This is a genomic window from Ramlibacter lithotrophicus (genome assembly GCF_012184415.1).
Lineage (GTDB): Bacteria > Pseudomonadota > Gammaproteobacteria > Burkholderiales > Burkholderiaceae_C > Ramlibacter > Ramlibacter lithotrophicus.
Genome location: NZ_VTOX01000004.1, coordinates 223,325 through 243,769, shown reverse-complemented (window position 1 = coordinate 243,769; position 20,445 = coordinate 223,325). Strand labels below are relative to the sequence as shown.

Genomic DNA, 20,445 nt, shown 5'->3' with positions numbered 1-20,445 from the left:
TCACGTAATCTGCTACCCGCCGGAGGGGCTGGCGGGAGCAGAACAACGTGACGAGGCGAATCAGCATGGAAACACGCAAGGAGTTGGTCGAAGCACTTCGAGGGCGCTACCGCAGTGCGGGTCAGCCGGAGAAGACGAAGATCCTGGATGAGTTCGTTGCTCTGACCGGATACCACCGCAAACACGCGGTCCGCGTGTTGCGAGATGACGCGCCCGGGGCGGGAACGCGCGCGCGCAACCGGCTGTATGACGAGGCGGTTCGGCAAGCGCTGACGGTGCTGTGGGAGGCTGCCGATCGGGTCTGCGGCAAGCGGCTGAAGGCCTTGATCCCGATGTTGGTCGATGCGATGGAGCGCCATGGTCATCTCGACTTGGACCCGGTCGTCAAGACCAAGGTCCTGCAGGTCAGCGCCGCGACCATCGATCGCGCCCTGGCCGGTACTCGTTCCCATATCGACGGGAAGCGAAGGCGCCGCACTGGCGTGGGCGCGGCAATCAGGCGCAGCATTCCGGTACGCACCTTCGCCGATTGGCGGGATCCGGCGCCGGGCTTCTTCGAGGTCGACATGGTCGAACACTGCGGCGGGCCGAAGACAGATGGTGACTACGTTCACACCCTCACGCTGACTGACATCGCCACCGGATGGACGGAATGCGTGGCAATGAGGATTCGCGACCAGATGCTGGTCATCGAAGCGCTCGAGAAAGTGACGGCCGACCTGCCCTTCGAAATGCTCGGCATTGACTCGGACAACGACAGCACCTTCATGAGCCAGGCTGTGTTCGACTACTGCAAGGGCCGGGGCCTCGATCAGACGCGCTCGCGGCCATACAAGAAGAATGACCAAGCCTGGGTGGAGCAGAAGAACGGCGCTGTCGTTCGGCGGCTGGTCGGCTATGGCCGCCTGAGCGGTCGCGAAGCTACGAAGGCCCTGGCGCAGCTGTACGCGTCGTCGCGGTTGTACATCAACTTCTTCCAACCCTCATTCAAGCTGAAATCCAAAATGCGCGACGGCGCTCGCGTGCACAAGACCTACTTCGCGCCGGCGACCCCGTGCGAGCGCCTGATTGCCCACAGCGGCGTTGAGCCTGCGATCAAGGAGAAGCTGGCAGCGCAATTCAAGAGACTCGACCCGGTGCGGCTGCTGCAGGAAATCCGCAGCGCGCAGCAGACGTTGGGCGAGATCGCGGCTCACGGAGCACCGATGGAAGTGGTGCCGAGAAGTGCAGCCGATCTCTCATCATTCCTTCGAAGCTTGGCGTCCGCCTGGACAGAAGGCGAAGTGCGTCCGACGCATCGCAAGCAGCCGAACGCGAAGCACTGGTGGAGAACCCGCGCGGATCCGTTCGCCGACGCCTGGCCCGTCATCGAAGGGTGGCTGATCGCGGAACCCTCAATAGCGGCCAAGGCCTTAATGGAGCGACTGGTCGCGATGGTTCCAGAGATCTACGACGGCAAGGCACAACTTCGAACGCTGCAGCGCCGGGTGAAGGCCTGGCGCAGCGAACGGGTCACGGAGATGGTCCTGGGCGGTCTGCGAACGGCGAATGAAGCGACAGTCGAAGCCTGAACGCAAAGTTCACCTTCACCAGAGCCGGGGGAGCCGGGCGCTTCGCGCCCGGCAGGCCATGGACATGTGGACGATGCGCCTGCGGCGCACCGGCTGCGACCGTGGACAACGCGCCGCTGCGCGGCTGCGTTGCCCACCGCCGCAGCCTTCGCCCACATGCCCACAGCCATCAACTAAAGAATTGCGAAAGAAGATCAAACGACAACGAGCCCCCGGGTAACATTCCTTCGTGAGGCAACATGCCGGTCAAGATAATTGTCGTCCGCCAGTGCCGAGATCCTCACCGACGGCGACCGGCGTCTCAATGGCCGAGAGCACCTCCACCACTGGCCCCGCCGCCGCCGCTCTCCCGGCGTCCAGCAGGACCAGGTGGTCGGCCAGTCGGGCGACTTCGTCCGCAGAATGCGTGACGTAGAGTATCGGCAGGCTTAGTTCATCGCGCATCTTTTCCAACCAAGGCAGGATGTCCTGCCGCCGCGCGAAATCCAGTGCCACCAGCGGCTCGTCGAGCAGAAGAAGGCGGGCCGTGTCGCCAAGGCACGGGCGATGGCCACGCGCTGGTGCCCGATGCCCAATAGCGCGATAGCCCTCGCGAGCGCATCGGTGCCCGCGGTAGGCGCGGCGCGCCGCAGCCCGTACTGTAGATTGCGGCGAACGTTCAGGTGCTCGAACAAGCTCGCCTCCTGGAACACGTACTCCGCGCCACTTTGCTGCCGTTAGCGCTCCGTGCACAGCGTCGCGCGTCGGCTTCCATCATCGCTGCCAAGACCTGCTGCCGGCGTGCACGCACAAGCCAACAAAGGCGTGCTGCACGTCGCGCAGGAAGCAAGCTGGTCCAATGCGACGAAGCTGCGTTCACGCGTCGGCCGACCGGGGCGCGAATATAGGAGCGCCAAACACTCACACAGGTGGCGCGGATCAGGCTGAACTTGAAGCTGGGAGTGCGTGCGGTCTATAGTTCTTTGCGTGATACGTCACCACCTGTGCGCATTGCGAATTTCGACTCCAGTTTCAATACGACTCTCAACCTGGCTCGCGTCTCCTCGTCTGATCTGATCTCGGAAGCCAATTCCTGGCGCTGCGCCAGATTGATCTCGTGCAACATGCCGATCCTGTGGTGGGCGCTGCGCAGCCGGCGAGTGACATAGGCCAGCAAGGCGCGCAACAGCACGAAGGCCAATGCGGGATCATTCTGCGTGAGCTGTCCCAGCGCCGCGTCGTCCAGGGTGGCTATGCACACGTCGGAGGTAGCACGAACGACGACCGCACGCGCGATGCTGTCCAGGGCGCCCAGTTCGCCAAAAAGGCTACCCGGCACGAGCCCCCGCAGCACGATCCAGTCGTCCGCGCCAGTCAGTTGGCCCTCAATCACCGCATCGCCCGCCAAGAGCATGATCATGAAATCGAGGCCCGGCCCGCCGGGGCGAAACAGCACCGATTCAGGCTCAGCTGTTGTCAGCTTCATCAGCTGCGCTAGTCTGAGCGCCTGCGCCGGGCTCAACTCCGGCAAGCCGACATCCGAGATCAGCAATTTTGCGACGTCGGTATAGCCGAACTGCTGCATCGCCATGACGGCTCAGGCCTTCTGCGCCAGCACGAGATAGCCTTGCGGCTGATTGCCGCCATCGATGAGGCCAGAGACCTGAATGTCAGCCATTCCGCGTGTGGTCATGACCGCGTAATGCCGAGCGCCGCGTGCGACCGACTCCGCGTTGACAAATGCGCCAGCTCCACGCCATCCGATGGTCTCCAGCGTCGCGCGGATATCGGTCCCGCCGACGTCTTCCACGCGCAGGCCTAGTACCGGGCCAATCGAGGGAGTCACGTACGCGATACGGAAATCCAGATCGGAGGCGAGCAACGCGGTGCCGGTCACAGAGCGCAGGATGTTGGCCAGCAGCAGCCTTTCGTCGATGGCTTGTGCCGCCTCCTGCAGGCTACGGGCCTGAAATTCGACGATTTCCTTCAGATATCTCGCGTAGTCACCTTCCAATCCGCGCGCGATCTCGTGATGCGTGAGCAGGCCGCAGGCGATGCCATGCTGGTCGACCACGACCAGGCGCCGGATGCGCGCGGTTTCCATGGACTTCACCGCCGCATGCAAGCGCTTGGTCGGCTTGACGGTCATGACCGGTGTGTGCATGGCCTCTTGGACCGCGAGTGCCCCGGGGTCGACCCCTTCCTTCCACAGGCGCACCGCATCGCGCTCGGTAAGCATCCCCGCGGGGCGCTCCAGCTCATCGACAACCACCGCGCAGCTCTGGCATTTCTCAAGCATCATGCTGAGAGCGTCGGCAACCGTCACCGACAGATGCACCTTGCAGAACTCAGTGCTCATCACGCTGGCGACGTCCTTGAAGTTCATGTAATACTCGATGCCGAAGTTGCGCATCACGTCGCCTTCACTGGCAATACCGACTACATGGCCGGCCTTGTCTGTTACCGCAAGGTGACGGATAGACCGTCCCGCCATAAGGTGGTAGGCATCGAGGCAACTGGTGGTTGCAGGCGTGGTAACGACCGGGGCCTGCATCAGGTCGGTGCAACTCAACGCCTTGAGCTTGTCATTGCATTGCAGTGCCCGGACGACGTCCCGCTCGGTGATGATGCCCAGGATCATCTCGTCTTCGGTGACAAGAACTGAGCTTACGGTGTGCTTCTGCATTAGCGCCAGCGCGTCCTTGGCCGACTGCTGTATGCCGACATGGCAGACGTTGCGGGTCATCACTGCGGAAATAGCTCTGCGGCTGATATTCATGTCGTTCTTTCGGGTCAACCGTGCGATCGGTTCAGTAGGTCAGGGCGACGGAGTTCCACGCCAGGGCGTCATCGCCATCACATCTTGTGGCAGTTCTGGCAGGAAGCGGTGCCGCTGTCGAATCGCGTCAGCTTCGGCCGTCTTGATCGGTGGGGTTCATGGCAGCCGGCGCAGTAGAACGCCTTGCCCGGGCGCAGCGGATCCAATACTTGCTTCGGGTCATTGCCCAATGGATGGCCGCTGCGTGTGAATCCGGCAATCAGGTGGGGGCCTTTTTGTACCTCCGGGTGACAGTCGAGGCAGAGCGTCGCCCCGCGCTTTGTCAGCAGCCCTATGTTCTCCGAGGCATGGGGATCATGACACCCGAGGCACATGCCGGCCGCGACAGGGCCATGGACGACCTTGCCCTCGAACAGCTGTTTGTCATGGCAGTTGGCGCAAAGGATTGGTCCCTCGGCCGAAAGTCCATGGAGGCGCTTGCCTTTCGACCTGTGCGGCACGCTGCTCGCGTCGAGCTCGGCATGGCAGCTCGCGCAGCTCATATGGGCCGCCGCATGCACCACCTTCTTCTGCACCAGCGGGGCGTGGCAGTCGAGGCAGGCCTTGTCGTCGTTACCCTTGCTCTGCGCCTGTGCCGGCAGCGCGTGAGCCAAGGCTAGGGCGAATAGCAATGCGAGCTCCGCCAGCAGGCGTCGGTTCGGTGTCATGTCGTTCTCAACCCTTTCCCTGCATTTGTTCGGTCTGAAACTCACGCCGATCCGAAAGCTCGCGTGCGGGTGCGTTAGTAATTCTTGTTGGTGCCGTTGTGGAGGATGTCGTCGCCGTTCGGCATATGGCAGACCAGGTAGCACGCGCCGCTGGTCCTGGTCGTGCTCACCCAGCGGATGCCGCCGGAATCCGCCGCGGATACTTTTGAAGTGTCGAAGTTGATCAGCGCCCGCTGTGTGCCAGGCTGGGTGCTTCCGATGCCGTGCGGGTCGTGGCAGGCGCCACATGGGACGGGGTTGTTGACCTCTTGAAGGTGGTAGCGATGGAACGGGAAGCTGGCGTTGCTGGCGATGCTGGTCTGGCTGTGGCACTTGTAGCACAGCGCGTGATTGGCAGCGGTATTCGCAACGAAGCCCGTTGAGTACCTGCGCTCTAGCAGCAGCGCAATGGTGGAGCCATGCGGGCCGTTTGGCCCTGTTCCGGTTGGAGCGGACGGAGTGCCGCTGCTATAGGGCCCCGCGTCATTGTTGTGGCAGTCGGTACATCTGACACGGCTCGACGTCGTCCACGGGGCAATCAGAGAGGGGACCGCCGTGCTTCTTCCCGCCCCGGCAATCGGATGGAAGGACGGATTCGTCGTCTGAAATTCGAGCCGCTTGTTGTTCTGCGTAATCACGCGCGGGGTGCGCGGTGCAGGGATGTTGGCGGCGCCGTCGGCGTGGCAGCGAAAGCAGATTTCATATTCGGCGCTGGCCGGATTGACTGCGTTTCCGCTGATGTTGACTCCGCGCACTCCGACTTGCGAGCCGGCCAGCGCGGGGGGCGCGCTCCCACCAGGCACCGACCCCGCCGAAGGGCTTGAGGCATAGGCCGCGTGGGGATTGTGACAGTCCGCGCACTCCACATGCGCTGTCGCGGTCGACGCGGGTTCAGTCGGATCATGAGTGCCGGTGTAATTGGTGACGCCGTGCCGCGAAATCTTGCTGAATTCGGCCTGTATATTCTTGGCTGCTACGTTTCCGTTGTGGCATGCGAAACAATTATTCTCCTCGGCGGCGTAATTGAGCAGCCGCCGGCCGCCGCCTGCGGTATGCGGCTGGTGGCAGTTCTCGCATGCGTTGGCGGCAACCGTGGCTTCCGTGGTGTGTGGCCACGGATCGGGCGCGACGTTGTTCCACCCCTTGGTCGAGTTCCTGTGGTCGCTGCCGGTCCAGTAATTCTTGGTGTGGCAGGTCTGGCACAGCGCCGAGGCAGTGTTAGCGACCACGAGGAACTTCGGGTTGCTGCTGTCGTGTGGGTCGTGGCAGGCGGTGCACTGCAACCTGTTGCCCACATCCAGTCGCACTTTGCTCGGGCTAACCAGCGTTGCAGGGTCCGCGAGTTCGCCGCGCGCTGCTCTTAGTGCCGCGTCGAAGACGAAGGATACCGGGTGATCGTCCGACAGATTGATCCCCAGATTGGTACTTCCAGCGGGTATGGTGGTTGCCCCACCGGCCATGCCGACGCCGGTCGCGGGGTTGACCATCTGGCCCAGCGCGATCGTGCCATCATGGCAACTCAGGCACAGCAACGAAGCACCATTGGGCTGCCCGGCAACACTCTTACGGGTGGAACTGGTATACGGCGTATAGGTGGCTGTGCTGAGATTGCGGTTCCACAACTGTCCGCTCGGCGATGCGTTATGAGGCACATGACAGAACAGGCAGATTTGGGCCTCGGCGGTGGCCTTGAGCGTACCCGGGCCGCTGACCGACAAATTGTGCTTGGTGGCTGATACCGCCGCATGACCCCCCTTGGGCACCAAAGCGGCGACCCACAGGCTCAGGACGACGACCAGCAGCAGACTCCCGGCGACGGCCCGCCCATGTCCATGGCGCTTCATGTCGGGCCTCCGATGTAACGCAGGATCTGGACACGCCGGTTATACGAATCGGCGATGTAGATCAGGTTGTCATCACCGATGAAGATACCGGCAGGCAGCCAGAATTCGCCTGGACCGCTGCCGATGGTCCCGACCGACAACAGCAACTGCCCGCCCCCATCGAAGATTTGCAGTGCGTTGAACAAGGCATCGACGACATAGACGTGGCCCCAGCTGTCGGTCGCGATCCCTTTCTGGCGGCTGTTGTCGCCGGGACCGTCGCCCAGCTGCCCGAACTTCTTCATAAACGTGCCTGCGGCGTCGAACACCTGGATGCGGAAGTTCAATGAATCGGTGACGTACAGCCGCCCCCGGTTATCTCGCCAAAGCAGCGTCGGATAGTTGAACGCACCGTTGCCCGTGCCGCGCCCGCCGAAACTCGAGTGCAGCGTCCCGTCTCGGTTGAAGAGGTTCACGCGATGCGCGCCGGTATCGACGACCAACAAGCGGCCGGCTTCCGGATCGAACGCAACGCCCGTCGGTTGCATCATGGAAGCCAGCGCGAGCGGCGCCGCCGTCTTTGCGCCGGGCCGGATCACCAGCACCTGGGCCAGCTGCGAATCGGTGACATAGACCTCCCCCGCTTCGCCCTGCGCGAGTCCGACCGGCGACGGCAGTTCCGTGCCGGCTGGGCCCGCGATCAAGTCGTAGCGTCCCTTAGTGGGATCGAAGCGATGCACTCCCTTGGCGCCGGGGTCGGCGACATACACGACACCCTTGACTGCCACCACGGCCATCGGCCGGATCAGCCGCACCTCGCTGGCGCCAAGGATGAGGTCGCCAATGCGCTGGAAGAAGTTTCGTGTGATCCCGAGCTGGTTGGGCCGCGAGAATTCCTTCACGAATGCGATGCGCGGCGGCACGTCGATTTCGTCCGGCCAGACCAGCGATACAGGGTCTGCAGGCTCCACGAGCACTGGTGCACACGCGCCGAGCACGCCCAACACACACAGGCACAGAAGCCTGCTGGCGGCAACGAAGCTGACGCGCCACATCATGGTCAGAAATCCCTGCGCAGCATCATCTGCCCAAAGATCCGGGTGGTTTCCGCGGGACCTTGCAGATCGTGGGTACGCGTGACGTCGAGGGTCCACAACAGCTTGCGCACGCGCCACTGCGCCTTGAGAGACCGTAACGACCGCTCCCGCAGTGCGGGGGTGCCGGTATCACGCTCGTGAGTGGCATCAGCGGAAAGTTCGACACCGTTCACCAGGCGCAACCACAGGCGTAGGTCCTGACCGCGCAGTCGCACGCCCTGTGCCAGACGGCTGTCGTAGTCGACCTCCAGCCGACGGGAGCCGATTCGGATATTGCCGGCTTGAACCAGCGGCAACTCCAGCTGAGCATAGACCTCGTGGTTGCCTCGTCGATATGGCAGGATGCGGTCGCGCCGGTTTTCACGCTCGGCACTGCCGCCGAGCAATACTCGCTGCCACAGCAGCGAGAGCGGGAAATCGGCGCCGATTCGGTAGACCGTGGTCCGGGACGGGTTGAGCGGGGTGGTCGGCGAGCCCGAGTCGAGACGCGGCGTCGTTTCACTGCGGCGGGCCGAAAGGCTCAGGAAATCATAGGCCCATGTGAGCGCCACCGAGTTGTCGAACTGGCTCAGCGCGTAAGTGCCCCCGACATCGAAGTCGTAGTCGATCAGAACCTCTTGTCCGTCCACGATGTTGCCACCGATCAGGCGCTGGATGCGTACCCCGAGGCCGATGCGGGTGAGCACGTAATCCCGGTCCTCCAGGAAGGTCTGGGTGCGCGACAGGTTGCTAACGATCACGCTGCCGAGCAGCACTTGCGGTTTGCCGAGCGTGACCGGGGAGGTGCCCGCCAGCGTGACATGCTCTCCGAGCAATCGGCTGCCCTGCGCCGTCGCCAGCTGGTCGCGCCGGCTGTAGCTGGCGTTGTAGCTCAGCGTCGCTTGGCCCAGCGGCAGCGCCTTCTGGTACTGCATTGAGGCGTCGAGCGCCCACAGACTGTAGCCCAGATGGCTGCCGCGGTAGGACTCGCCACGCCCCGCAAGAGCGCCGGACAAGCCAGTACCGAACGCATAGCTAAGCCCCGCGCTGGCTGCGTGCACCGTGGCGGCTTGGTCGCCTTGCCTGCTGCTGTTGAAGTCATAGTGCTCATAAGTCTGCAAGGCGTCCGAGTGCCGGTCGCGCAGGTCGAGCGCGAAACTCAGGTTCCTCAGCCGCGACGGCAAGCCTTCGGTCACCCTGTATCTGCTGGTATTGAACGCGACACGGTTGCTCAGATCGTAGCGGTCCGCGGGCCCCAGTTTCAGACGCGTTTCCAGCAAAGCGGTGGTGGTGTCGAACCGACTGGTCTGAATCGGCCGACCGACGCTGCCGCTGGCGGAATCCTGGCGGGAGCCCAGGTACTGGAACATCGACGAACCCAGCTTGCCGAGGTTTGCCGACGTCGTGAAGCGCGCTTGGCGGGTGCGATCGTTGATGACCTGCGTGGCGTCGCGGCCATCGTTGTCGGAACTGGTGAGTTCCAGGGTCATCGGTACCGGCGTCACCGGGTCGCGCAGCGACAGGCTGGTGCCATATCGGGTATTACGGGTGGTGAGTTCCAGGGCCGGTCCGAGAGACTGGGTCTGGTTGCGGCGGTCGTAGAACAGTTCCCCGGTATACGGCTTGTCCCGCAGGACGATCGCCCTCGCGGTGAGGTTGTATTGCGGGCTGTTACGCTGCCGGCCGACTCCGTCGACCTCGTGCCGGCTTCTATCGAACACAGGTCCTCCGCCTACGTCGAGCGACAGCAGCCGCGGATGGTAGATATAGCTGTGCGAGAGGATGAAGACTTCCTCGACCAGGTTCGACTGCCGACTCCGCAAACCCATGCCTGCCGTCCGCTGCGGAAAGGTCGTCTCATCAGCCAAGTAGCGCATCTGGAGATATCCCTCGAGTCCCGTGAGCCGGAACGGCGCGATTTCCTGATCGGCAATGGGAGCCCGGAGCATGCCGTCCTGGGCCCCGCCATCGCGCGGCGCCAAAGCAAAGGCAATCGCCAAGCTCAGTGCCGCAAGGCCTGGCTTGCCGGCTCGGCCCATCATCGAGCCGCTTTGGATGGACGCCTTTCATCCGCCGGATAGGCGACACCACTCATCTTTCCGAAACCGAATACGTCGACTTGGTTGGGCCCGAACTGGCTCACCACCAGGATCAGGTATTCGACCGCGAAATTCGGATCGGCACGGTCGCGAAAGAAAGCCACGCCGTCGTAATCGATGGTCACGCCGGCGGGCAGGGCCAAACCTGGCAGCTCGCCGCCGGGCTGGCCAAAGGCCATCAACTGACGCCCCTCGTTGTCGAATATCTGCACGTTCTGGAATGCCGCATCTCCGACGTACAGGCGATCCGCGCGGTCCAGCGCGATACCCTTGGGCCGCGCGAACTGCCCTGGCGACTGGCCAACTTGGCCATATTCGCGCACGAACTTGCCGGCAGGCGTGTACCGCGCGACACGAAAATTGCCGGTCTCCACAACGTAGATATCGCCGTCGCTGCCGACCGCGATATTGGTCGGCTGGAACATCCGCTGGTCCTCGTCGGGCTTGTTCCTGCCGAACTTGAATTGCAGGTTGCCCGTGCGCTTGTCCAGTACCTGGACCTCATGGTGCTCGATGTCCACCACGTACAGGCGCTCCGCAGCGATCGCGAGACCAACCGGCTTGAGCTCATTTCTGGCCCCGTAGGCGGCAACGAAGCGGTCACCGCGGTCGTAGATCAGCACCTGGTTGCGTCCGATGTCCGAAACGTACTTCGTGCCGTCGGCGTCGATAACGATGTTGAACGGCCGTCGCATGCGCCCGGCACCAGCGCCGGTCATGAGCGCGTAGCTGCTTGCCTTCAGATCGAATATCGCCAATCCGCCCGCGCGAGTATCGGCCACGTAGATCTTTCCGTCGAACATCGCCACCCCGTAGGGCCGCACTAAGGCCCCGGTCTGCTTTCTGTCGCCGAGCAGGAAGTCCTTCAGGCCTGTGCCCGTGGTATCCGACTGTAAGTCGCCCGGGCCGGCATAGGTGGCCAAGTGCTGGATGCGCGGCGGGTCCGGTGCGGGCGGATAGAACTGGGCCACCTTGGCCACTGGCGGCTGCTCCGGCGGCGCGGCGCAGCCAGCGAGCAGCGCGAGCGCGCCGAGCAAGGCGCCGAGCAATTGGAGCCGCAGGCGATGGGACAGGGATCGAAGAAGCTTCATAACTACACGAAGAAAGATTCAGTCCGAGTGCGTCGTACTGTGAAATAGCAACCCGCCCTTTCGTCGTTGCAGTGGCCCCGAGGTAAGGTCGCGTACGTTTCCCACGCGACGTGCAGGTTGTCTGGTCCAAGAACAACGGCTCGAGGCACCACTCACCCAAGCCGTTGCGCTGGCTGCATAGCGCCTCACGCGACTACTTCTTGTGGCACGCGAGGCAGATCGCACTTCCGCTCGAGGTGATCTTCAGCAGCTTGTCGGTTTCTGCGGTATTGCGGGTGCTGTTGTGGACATCATGGCAGGACGAGCACTCCACCGTGGCGGTCGCCCCGCTGCCATATAGCAAATCGGAGATAGGCCTGCCCGCGGTCGCCCCGATCGTCGCCGTATTGCTGGTGAGGTGCAGATCAGGATCCGCCGTGCCCGCCGTGTAAAGAATCGAAATTGGATGGTCGTTGCTGAGGTCGGTGGCGAGGTTAGCTTTCGCTCCGGCGGCGAAGATGGTCGCTGCGTTGCCCGCGGCGCCGCCAAAGGCGTCGATCGCGGTGGTGCCGTCGTGGCAAGACAGGCAGACCTTGGACACGGTGTTTGGCTGGGGCGCGGTGGCATTCATCGTGCCGCTCGTATACAAGGTGTAAGCAGCAGCTCCAGCGTAAGCACGATTCCACAGGAGCGTGCCAGCCGCGTTGTAATTGTTGTGGGGCGCATGGCAGTAGATGCAGATCTGATTCTTCGAGTTGTTCGTGCCCGTGTAAGTGGAGTTCGCCACGAAGTCGTGCTTTGTCCCGACGATGGATCCTGGCGTGACGGTCGTCACGGCTGCCATGGCGGCTGGCGCCGTGGAAGCAAAGAACAGCGCGGCTGCGATCCGCCAGGCCCAGGACAGATGTTTTCTCAGGGAGCTCATATGTTCCTTTGACAGTTAGGAAAGAGAGACGCCAACAGGAAAGCATGGGGCGTGCCATGTGGTCGGTGCCCAGAGGACACGCAGGCGCGCCAGGATTACTGTTTGCAACACAAGCACTTGCGACGGATCCCCGCCGAGCAGCGGTTATGAATCGCCATGGAGCTTGGGCATTTCCGAAATTTCGGAAATATCGTCTTCCGCCGCGTCGGAATGATGAGCGCTGTTTTGGGGAGATTGGCGCCTGGTCAAACCCTTCGCTCAGCGGCCAGCCTTGCAGCGATCCAGGCCTTCCTTGGCAACTGCACTGGTGGCATCGATTGCCAGCGCCTGCTGAAAAGCCTCGGTTGCTCCGGCGCAGTTCTCCTGAGCGGAAAGAATTCGCCCCAGCAATGCGTGGGTATCCGCATCCAACGGGTTCTTGTCCAGGCTCTTGCGCACATTCTCCAGTGCCTTGTCGTAGTTCGCGGCTTTGAACAGCGCCTGGGCAAACGCGCGGTAGCGCCGTGCGCTTTGTTCGTCGCCTCCCTCCGTGGAATTGGGCGGCGCGAGCGCGCTGCGCAGTTCATCATCATTGATCTCGTGCAGAGCGGAGCGGATCCGCACAGTGACGACCGGACAGAAGCCGACCGAGCGAAACGGCTCGAACGCCGCCAGCTTCTGATCGCGCCCGACGATGACCACCACCGGATGCAGCGCCATTCCGAGACTGCCATAGAGCGCGTCGCCACGGTCCACCAGCACCGGCGCGGCGAAGGTGGTGTCGCGCAGCATCGCCGCGACGCTCTCGGTCGGCGCCGAACCGGAAACAACGGCTATCCAACTCACCGATTCCCGGCTGAATGCGGCTTGGCATTGGGCAAGCTCGCGCAGCGCCGCCGCGGACCGCTTCTGATTCGGTCGGAAGAAGACCAGCACATTGACCTGGACGTCGCGCAGCACGAAGGCCTTTCCTCCGTCCAGTGTGGCCATCTCCGCATTCGCCACCGGCGTGCCGATCGCGGCGTGCGCCGCAGATGCTGAGTGAAAGATGTCCACACCAGCGACGATGGCCATCAGAGCGAGGATGCGCTTGAAACGATGGATGATCACGGCAGGTAGTCTGTCGGAGCGCGATCCGGACTATTTGTTCACGTAGCTCTTCTCGGCATGACATGTTTTTTCGCACGAGCCGCCGTTTGCGTTTTCCTTGTAGTTCAGCTTGAGCGTCCAGCCACCCGATCCGTAAGGCACGCCCTCGCGGACGTGTCGCTGCTGGTTCGAGGCGTGCACTTCATGGCAGGCACGGCAGGTGCGGCCACGTCCGGGCTGCTGCAAATGCACGTAATGCAGGTTGGTGGCACCATTACGGAATTCAGTCAAGGTGGTGGTCTCCGGCGTAGAGAACGCTTCGTCGTTGTGGCAGGAGAAGCACAGCGCATAGGTCCGTACGTCATACGGCGCGTAAAAGGCCGCGGGGTAGCTCTCTTCGAGCAGCCGGAACTGGTCGCTGCCATGGGCCTGGTGGCAGCCGCTGCAGTCCTTCGAGCGCACCGGGCCATGGCGCACCCTATTCTTATCCAGCCAAGCCTTGATGTTTTGCAGCTTCTTGCCGTTGGCGTCGGCCATGGTGTCTACGTTGTGGCACTTCAGGCACAGATCCATGGGCTGCTGCGCCAGCAGTTTCGCCACAGCGCTGCCATGCGGGTTGTGGCAGTTGCCGCATTTTGCGCCAGTGGTAAGCGCCTTGTGCTTGACCTTCGCCTCTCTGCTGGTCTTGGCGATCTTGTCATGGCAGCTGGTGCACAAGGCGCCTGCTTCCTTCAGCAGCAGCTTAGGGGCATTCGCGTTGTGCGGGTTGTGACAGGTGGTACAGGCGGTGCGTGCCGGCTCGTGGGTGTGCGTCCGCTTCATCACCCCGGCAAACTCCTCATGGCACTCCAGGCACAAGGCCGGCCCCTTTTTGAGGACGGGGCCGGGTTGTTTCGGGTCGCCGTTCTGATGGCAGATGTTGCATTCCCCCGCTTCATAGGGAGCGTGACTCGTGACCGGGACCGGTCGCGACGGCAGCGGAGCGAGCGATCCGATCGGCGCCGGCGGAAGCTTGATGGCAGCAGGCTTTGGCTGCGCGGTTTGAGCCGTGAGCGGGCTCGAAACCGCGAACGCAAGCAAAAGCGCGAGGGCACGGCACAGCATCGTCACGCGATCTCCTTGGAATAGTCAAAAAATGCCATCGCGCTCACTGATCATGAGTCAAGCACGATGGGCTCGCCGCAATTGAGTTGGGCAGGGAGGGGTATGGCGGTTACGAGCGTTGTCGTCGCGCCCGGCCATCCTGCATAGAGCCTTACTCCAGTCGGCATATTTCGCTCCAACCCGTCAGCGCCGGATCAGCCTCTGCACAGCGGGTCCTGCGTCCCAGTCGGATAGCAAGATCGGCAGGTCCGTGCTCGGGCCGTCGCCGTTGACGGTCGCGCCGGCGTTCACGACGTGCGCGACGCTACAGAACTCACACACCTGTGGCGTGCCCAGGCCGCGCCGAGAGCCTATGGCGGTGTCGCCATGCAGCGAGGCTGAGATCAAGAGCATGCCGACGATCGCAAACTGTTCTTTGATATTGCGGCCGCCCAGGAATCGGGAAATGTCTCTGGCGGCTGCGAATTCACCGCTCCAATGCACGGATCGTGCCATTGACCCACGTGGCTGCGGACCATGCCAGACAGGGACTTACGCTGGCTTCATCCGACTTTTCGGAAATTACTATCGGAATCCGGAACTCGCCATTGCCACGCTTGACGTTCGTACTCAATGATCGGAGCCTCGGCGCCGTCAGTCGATGACCCCGAGTTTTCCGCTGATGCTGCCGATATACCAATAGCGGCCCTCGGCGTCGATTGCCGCATTGCGGACTCCCCCGTCACGCGTGGGCAGCTTGAATATCCGTATCGTGTTGCTGGCCGGATTCAGCATGATCACTTGGTCGGTCTGAACTTCGGACACCCAGACGCGGCCGGTTGCGTCGGCATTCACCGCGTAGGGTCCGCCATTCGGCCCGCCCGGCATCGTGTACTCCTTCACGACCGTCACCGTGATCGGATCGACCTTCGCGAGCCTCCCGACTCCGTAGAGGGTAACCCACAGGATGCCGTCCGCAGTTGCTGTGATGCGTCGCGGTTGGGAACCCCTGGGGAGGACCATGTCCGTGATCTGCCCGGTGGCCGGATCGAAACGGGTGATTCGGTCGGCACCCTTGCGGGTTACCCACACATGACCGCGCGCATCCACTGCAACGCCGTACGGGTCGTCGCCGATTACAAACTCCGTAACTCTCCCGCTGGATGGCTCAAGTTTTCCCAACTTCCCAACGCTTTTTACGGTATACCAGACGGTTTCATCCGCACCCAGTGCCAGCGAATAGACTTGGCCGCTGTCACTCGTCGGGCGTCTAAATTGCCTGACCGTACCGGTAGATGGGTCGAGCTCACCAAGGCCGGTGCCGCCGAATATCACCTTTCCGTCCGGCATGACGACCACCCCTTGGGGTCGACTGCCTTCTGGAACGGCCCACTCATGAAAGCGCTGTGACCTCGGGTCGAAGCGGGCGATCTTGTCACCCCGCTTGACAGCGAAATAAACCCTCCCGTCGCGGCCAATGGCCGGGTCGCGTGCATATCGGGGTGATGGCACGGCCCATTCGATGACGGTTCCAGAAGACATCTTGGCGCCCGGCTGGGCACCTGTGCTGGCCGCTGTCGCGGGATCGCACGCGCCGGTTGCGAGCACGACGGCAAGGAAGAACGTGGCTGGACGGGCCATTTATCAGTATGCCGTCAGGCTTGCACCCCTTGAATCATCGAGGTGTTGTCTGGCAGCGATTCCTCCAGCTTGCGGTACAGGCTTGACAGCGCAATGCCAAGCCTTTGCGCCGCCAGCCTGCGATCGCCTGCCGCCTCTTCGATGGCGCGCAGGACGATCTGCCGTTCCAGCTTGCGAAGCTGGTCGCGCAGCAACCCATCCGGACCAAGCACCACGCCCACGGAGGTCTGCGGCGACGCCGACCGGATAACCGCCGCAGGGAGGTCACCGACCGTGATTTGGTTGTCCTCCGCAAGGATGCAGGCGCGGGTGATCACATTTTCCAACTCGCGCACATTTCCCGGCCAGCGATGGGCGAGCAGGACTTCCTCGGCCAGCGGGTCGAGTTCCTTGGTACAAGATGCAGTACCCGAACGGCCCAGGTTGCCCAACAGGAACTGGATCAATCCGCGTATGTCCGCCTGCCGCTCGCGCAAGGGCGGCACGTGAATCTGGAACATGCTCAGCCGAAAATAGAGATCCTCCCGGAATCTGCCTTGGCGCACAGAACACGGAAGGTCGGCGTTGGTGGCGGCGATGATGCGTGTGTCCACCCGCCGTACCTGTTCGCTACCAACCGGCCTGACTTCCTTGTCCTCGACCATGTGCAGCAGTTTGGTCTGCATATGCGACGGCAGTTCGGCGATTTCGTCGAGGAAGAGGGTACCGCCATCCGCCTGCTGGAACAGACCTTTGCGGGCCGCGTCGGCCCCAGTGAAAGCTCCTTTGGTGTGACCAAAGAACTCGCTCTCCAGCAGTTGCTCGGGGATGGCGCTGCAATTGACCTGCAGAAACGGACCGCCGCTACGCGCGCTCTGTTCATGTATCAGACGTGCGACAACCCCTTTACCAGTGCCGCTCTCTCCCGTCACGAGCACGGTGCATTCCGCAGGCGCCACTTTCCCCACCAGCCGTTCCACTTCCAGCATAGGCGCAGACGTGAAGCGATATAACTTCGCAGCATTGTCGCGCATCACCTTGCGCAGCGCCTTGTTTTCGTCGCGCAACCCGCGCATCGCGCTGATTTGCGACAGGCGATGCAGCACCTCGTCACGGTGCACCGGCTTGGTGATGTAGTCCGACGCTCCAGCCCTGAGCGCGGCGACCGCCGTTTCCAGCGAAGCAAACCCCGTCACCATGATAAAGGTCGTGTCGATTCCGGCAGCCCGGCTGCGGCGCAGAAGCTCGATGCCGTTACCGTCCGGCATTTTGACGTCGCATAGGGCGACATCAAATTCGCCAACCGCCAACTTCGCGGCGGCTTCGACAGCACCACAAGCCAGTTCGACCGAATCGCCCGCCGTCTTCACCGTGTCGGCAAGTATCTGGCGCAGCGCTAGTTCATCATCTACTACTAAGACGTGTAGGGGTGGCATGGTGCGTACTCATTGTTCAACAGCTCGTTCCGGCAGGGTCAAGTAGATGCGCGCCGCGGTGCCAACATCGAGCGTCGATTCCAGTTCGATGCGGTTTCCGCAGCCTTCGATCAGGGCTTTGCAGAGGAATAGACCAAGGCCGCGCCCCTTGTCGGCCGGTTTGGTGGTGAAGGACTTTTCGAAGGCGCGGCTGAGCACGTCGCCATTCATCCCTTTGCCGTTGTCGGTCACGGTGACTAACAGCTCTCCTTCAGAAGCGCGCGTGGCGACGACGATCGTCGGGTCTGGTCGCTCGATATCTTCAAGAGCGTCAGCCGCATTGATCACGAGGTTCATGAGAATCTGCGTCAGATGGTCGGCGACGGCAGTGATGGCCGGTATCTGGGGATCAAGTTCGAGCACCAGTCTGATGTTGTGAAAGCGTTTGTCGTATCCTATGAAAGTGCAAATGTTGCGCACCAATGTGTTGAGATCCAGCAGCTCTGCCTCCGCCGGGTGAGGCGCCGTGAGTTCAGCGATCTGCCGCGAAATGGTTGCGATGCGCTGGGTCTGCGCGAGGATCAGGTCGGGTTGTTCGCGACCCCACGGGCTTCGGGCGGCTTCGCATGAGTCCTTCATGGATTGAGCAATTCCCGCAATCGCGGCGATCGGATTGTTGATCTCGTGCGCCACTGCCGCCGCCAGTGAGCCGATCGCTGCCATCTTCTCCTTGTGAAACCGCTGCTCGTTTGCCAGTTCGAGTTGCTGCTCCCAGCGACGCATCTCGGATTCCATCCGGTTCACCGCCTCCATCAAGTCACCGATCTCGTCCCGACGCGTGACTGCCAGCGGCGACAGTCCTCGCTGACCGGAGACGATTTGAAGAGCGCGGGATGCAAAATCCTGAACATCGCGAGCTAGTCGGGCCAAAAACAGCGTCATCGCGGCGCCAAAAGCGGCGGCGCCAATTGAGCCTATGAGCGCTGCCTTGAGCGAACTGGCGGCATACTCCCTGCGGTAGTTGTCCCACAGCACGTTCTTGCGACCACGCAGCTGACGCGTCACGCGGTCTAGCCGTTCGGCCAGATCCCGCGCGTGGTCTCTCATCCAGACCAAGCTGGCGCGTGAGGGCTCCGCACGCAATCGGTCAACATTGGCGTTCATGCGGTCAATGTCTCCGGCGAGTTCCGGATAAAACTCCGACACGCCGACCAGTCCGGCCTGGGCCAGTTCCACATCGAGTGCGACCTGCTCAGCGAAGGCAGGATCGAGCTCGGGGGATGAGAAGAATGCTACGTCCCATTTCAGGATGGAGTGCGATACGGCATAGCTGGCTTTCGCAAGCTTGCTTTCCTGGGAGTACACCCGCTCCAGTTCAATGGCAAAGCGTAGGAACTGGTCGCGCTCGCGCGAGAGCATGAAACCGACCGAACCCACGTAAGCTGCCAGCGCCATGAACGCAAGAATGCCTTTTGCACGAAGTGTGATTCGTCGGGCGGTGTGCTTGGGCCCATCCCGCGGCAAACTCGTGTTGAGCATATACATGTGTGCCGTACCGCATCCTAAGTAGGATCCACTCCACGCCGACTCCACAACCATCAATCGTAGGCGCCAGATCGGATCGATGCTTGTGCTGCGCCTCCGATGATCACCGAGTCCACTGATCGGCCGCGTCCTCCTGGGGGGACGCGGGCGGCGCCGAGCATTGCCTCCTCACGCCCGGCTCTAGATCGTCTTTCCGCGCAGCTTCAGGCGAAGGCGTTTTGCGTGTGCGGTCTCCCAGTTGGCGCAACACCTCCACCGGATGACCATTGCGGACGAGGCGCTTGGGGGACATGATCGCGCGTCGATTGTTCCAAGGCGGGAACTTCATCGTCTGTCTTAGCTCATGCCATATGTGCAGGTTACGCCAAACGAAAGCCAAGAGATTGACTCCACTCAGCTTCCGCCGCCTCTTCATTGATTTTGCTCAATGCCGGGGAGCGGCAACGCTGTCGGAGAGGACGCTTGGTCCGTTGGCACGACCCTTGCTACTCGCGTTAAGTCAAGGGAGCGTGTTCGGCTTGTCTCGATGACACGGACCAAATCGCCCCCCGCCGAAGGGGTTCTGACGAAGGGCAGGCAAACTGGTGCACCTTCACTGTCGGAATTTCGTGCCAGCAGCTTGCATTCGCGCCCAGACACAGCACTCATCGAGATCAAAATGCTAGTTGTCGTAGCCGAATCACCTGGGAACCTGCAGCGGGCTGCGCCATTAGGCTCCGCTGAGTTCGGTGCAGGCAAAGCAGGTGAGACAGAATGTTCATCCTGCCCCGTGTGTCATCTGTGTTTGCCGAGCGGCATGAATGGCTTTGCCCGAGCCCAGCTGGGCAACATGAATCGCGAGCGACGCAAGGTCGCTACCGGCGAGACGGTGTACGGGGAAGGCGATCCGTTCCAGTATCTTCACGCCATTCGCTCTGGTACCCTCAAGTCAAGTCTCGCTCTACCTGGTGGCCGGAAGCAGGTCAGCGGTTTTCATATTGCAGGTGAGGTGGTCGGATTCGATGGCATGGCCGACGGGCGCCACGCCAGTGCGACCGTGGCACTTGAAGACAGCGAACTGTGCCTTATCCCGTTTTCGCATTTGGCCGCGCTGGCGGTCCGCCACAGGGGCATGCAGCACAGCGTCAGCCGCCTCTTGGGCAGGGAGATCCTGCGCAGGCAACTTCTGATGGTAATTCTCGGCACCATGAGCGCCCAAGAGCGCCTTGGCGCGTTCTTGTGTCACTTGTCGAAGCAATACTCGGTGCGCGGCTATTCAATGCGCGAATTTCACCTACGTATGAGCCGAGCCGAAGTGGCAAGTTACTTAGGTGTAGAGTTGGAGACAGTGTGCCGCGCGTTCGCGACCTTTCGGCGGCAACGCCTGCTCGAAGTGAAGAGGCGTCACATCCGCATCATTGACTTGGAGAATTTTCGGCATCGCTTTGAAGTGCGACTTTATCGTGGTGAGTGCGACCTGTAGTGGGAGATGATCTGGAGTGCGCGGGATCGAGCACTACGCGAAAACCACCAAGCGCGAGATTCCTGGCCGGCATGAACCAGGTCCTGCTGGGGCGAGTTGTGCGCTGATCAAGCCGCGCTATCCTGAGCCTTGAGGTTGCGGTGGTCAACGGGTGCTGCAGGCTCTCCAGACGAATTCATCGAGG

The 20,445-nt window shown here is 62.2% G+C and carries 17 protein-coding genes; 2 read left to right on the top strand and 15 right to left on the bottom strand.

Annotation, left to right across the window (positions count from 1 at the left end):
• Nucleotides 1-65 precede the first annotated feature (65 nt).
• Complete coding sequence (locus RAMLITH_RS13585; RefSeq protein WP_168107958.1) at nt 66-1,571, top strand: DDE-type integrase/transposase/recombinase; 1,506 nt, start codon at nt 66-68, stop codon at nt 1,569-1,571.
• Between the two features lie 246 nt (nt 1,572-1,817).
• Here RAMLITH_RS13585 and RAMLITH_RS26195 read toward each other — a convergent pair whose 3' ends face one another.
• The 15 genes from RAMLITH_RS26195 to RAMLITH_RS13510 form a co-directional block, all read right to left on the bottom strand.
• The gene (locus tag RAMLITH_RS26195) at nt 1,818-2,066 is read right to left on the bottom strand and encodes an ATP-binding cassette domain-containing protein (RefSeq protein WP_181017778.1); all 249 of its coding nucleotides are present in this window, start codon (nt 2,064-2,066) and stop codon (nt 1,818-1,820) included.
• Between the two features lie 457 nt (nt 2,067-2,523).
• Nucleotides 2,524-3,141 (bottom strand): Crp/Fnr family transcriptional regulator, encoded by a 618-nt coding sequence (locus RAMLITH_RS13575; RefSeq protein WP_168107957.1) that lies wholly within the window; start codon nt 3,139-3,141, stop codon nt 2,524-2,526.
• Between the two features lie 6 nt (nt 3,142-3,147).
• Nucleotides 3,148-4,329 (bottom strand): CBS domain-containing protein, encoded by a 1,182-nt coding sequence (locus tag RAMLITH_RS13570; protein WP_168107956.1) that lies wholly within the window; start codon nt 4,327-4,329, stop codon nt 3,148-3,150.
• 77 nt (nt 4,330-4,406) lie between these two features.
• Entirely contained in the window at nt 4,407-5,036 is a 630-nt protein-coding gene (locus RAMLITH_RS13565) for a cytochrome c3 family protein (protein WP_168107955.1), read from the bottom strand.
• Nucleotides 5,037-5,110: 74 nt separating this feature from the next.
• Entirely contained in the window at nt 5,111-6,919 is a 1,809-nt protein-coding gene (locus RAMLITH_RS13560) for a cytochrome c3 family protein (RefSeq protein ID WP_168107954.1), read from the bottom strand.
• Nucleotides 6,916-7,956, bottom strand: coding sequence for a 6-bladed beta-propeller (locus tag RAMLITH_RS13555; RefSeq protein WP_168107953.1), 1,041 nt, complete (start codon nt 7,954-7,956; stop codon nt 6,916-6,918). The genes RAMLITH_RS13560 and RAMLITH_RS13555 overlap by 4 nt, the downstream gene beginning before the upstream one ends.
• Nucleotides 7,957-7,958: 2 nt before the next feature.
• Complete coding sequence (locus tag RAMLITH_RS13550; RefSeq protein WP_168107952.1) at nt 7,959-10,016, bottom strand: hypothetical protein; 2,058 nt, start codon at nt 10,014-10,016, stop codon at nt 7,959-7,961.
• Entirely contained in the window at nt 10,013-11,164 is a 1,152-nt protein-coding gene (locus RAMLITH_RS13545; RefSeq protein ID WP_168107951.1) for an NHL repeat-containing protein, read from the bottom strand. Before RAMLITH_RS13545 ends, RAMLITH_RS13550 begins: the two co-directional genes overlap by 4 nt.
• A gap of 193 nt (nt 11,165-11,357) precedes the next feature.
• Nucleotides 11,358-12,068, bottom strand: a complete 711-nt coding sequence (locus RAMLITH_RS13540; protein WP_168107950.1) for a cytochrome c3 family protein — start codon at nt 12,066-12,068, stop codon at nt 11,358-11,360.
• A gap of 258 nt (nt 12,069-12,326) precedes the next feature.
• On the bottom strand, nt 12,327-13,157 hold the full coding sequence (locus RAMLITH_RS13535; protein WP_168107949.1) for a tetratricopeptide repeat protein: 831 nt from the start codon (nt 13,155-13,157) through the stop codon (nt 12,327-12,329).
• A 30-nt stretch (nt 13,158-13,187) separates the two neighbouring features.
• Entirely contained in the window at nt 13,188-14,240 is a 1,053-nt protein-coding gene (locus tag RAMLITH_RS13530; protein ID WP_238344196.1) for a cytochrome c3 family protein, read from the bottom strand.
• A 183-nt stretch (nt 14,241-14,423) separates the two neighbouring features.
• Nucleotides 14,424-14,735, bottom strand: coding sequence for a hypothetical protein (locus RAMLITH_RS13525; RefSeq protein ID WP_168107947.1), 312 nt, complete (start codon nt 14,733-14,735; stop codon nt 14,424-14,426).
• A 138-nt stretch (nt 14,736-14,873) separates the two neighbouring features.
• Nucleotides 14,874-15,860 carry a Vgb family protein gene (locus tag RAMLITH_RS13520; RefSeq protein WP_168107946.1) on the bottom strand — a complete coding sequence of 329 codons (987 nt, stop codon included), beginning with the start codon at nt 15,858-15,860 and terminating at the stop codon, nt 14,874-14,876.
• 14 nt (nt 15,861-15,874) lie between these two features.
• Entirely contained in the window at nt 15,875-17,275 is a 1,401-nt protein-coding gene (locus RAMLITH_RS13515) for a sigma-54-dependent transcriptional regulator (RefSeq protein ID WP_168107945.1), read from the bottom strand.
• 9 nt (nt 17,276-17,284) lie between these two features.
• Nucleotides 17,285-18,799 (bottom strand): sensor histidine kinase, encoded by a 1,515-nt coding sequence (locus RAMLITH_RS13510; RefSeq protein ID WP_168107944.1) that lies wholly within the window; start codon nt 18,797-18,799, stop codon nt 17,285-17,287.
• 796 nt (nt 18,800-19,595) lie between these two features.
• Here RAMLITH_RS13510 and RAMLITH_RS13505 point away from each other — a divergent pair.
• A complete protein-coding gene (locus tag RAMLITH_RS13505; protein ID WP_168107943.1) occupies nt 19,596-20,261 on the top strand; it encodes a helix-turn-helix domain-containing protein in 666 nt (221 codons plus the stop codon).
• Nucleotides 20,262-20,445: the final 184 nt, after the last annotated feature.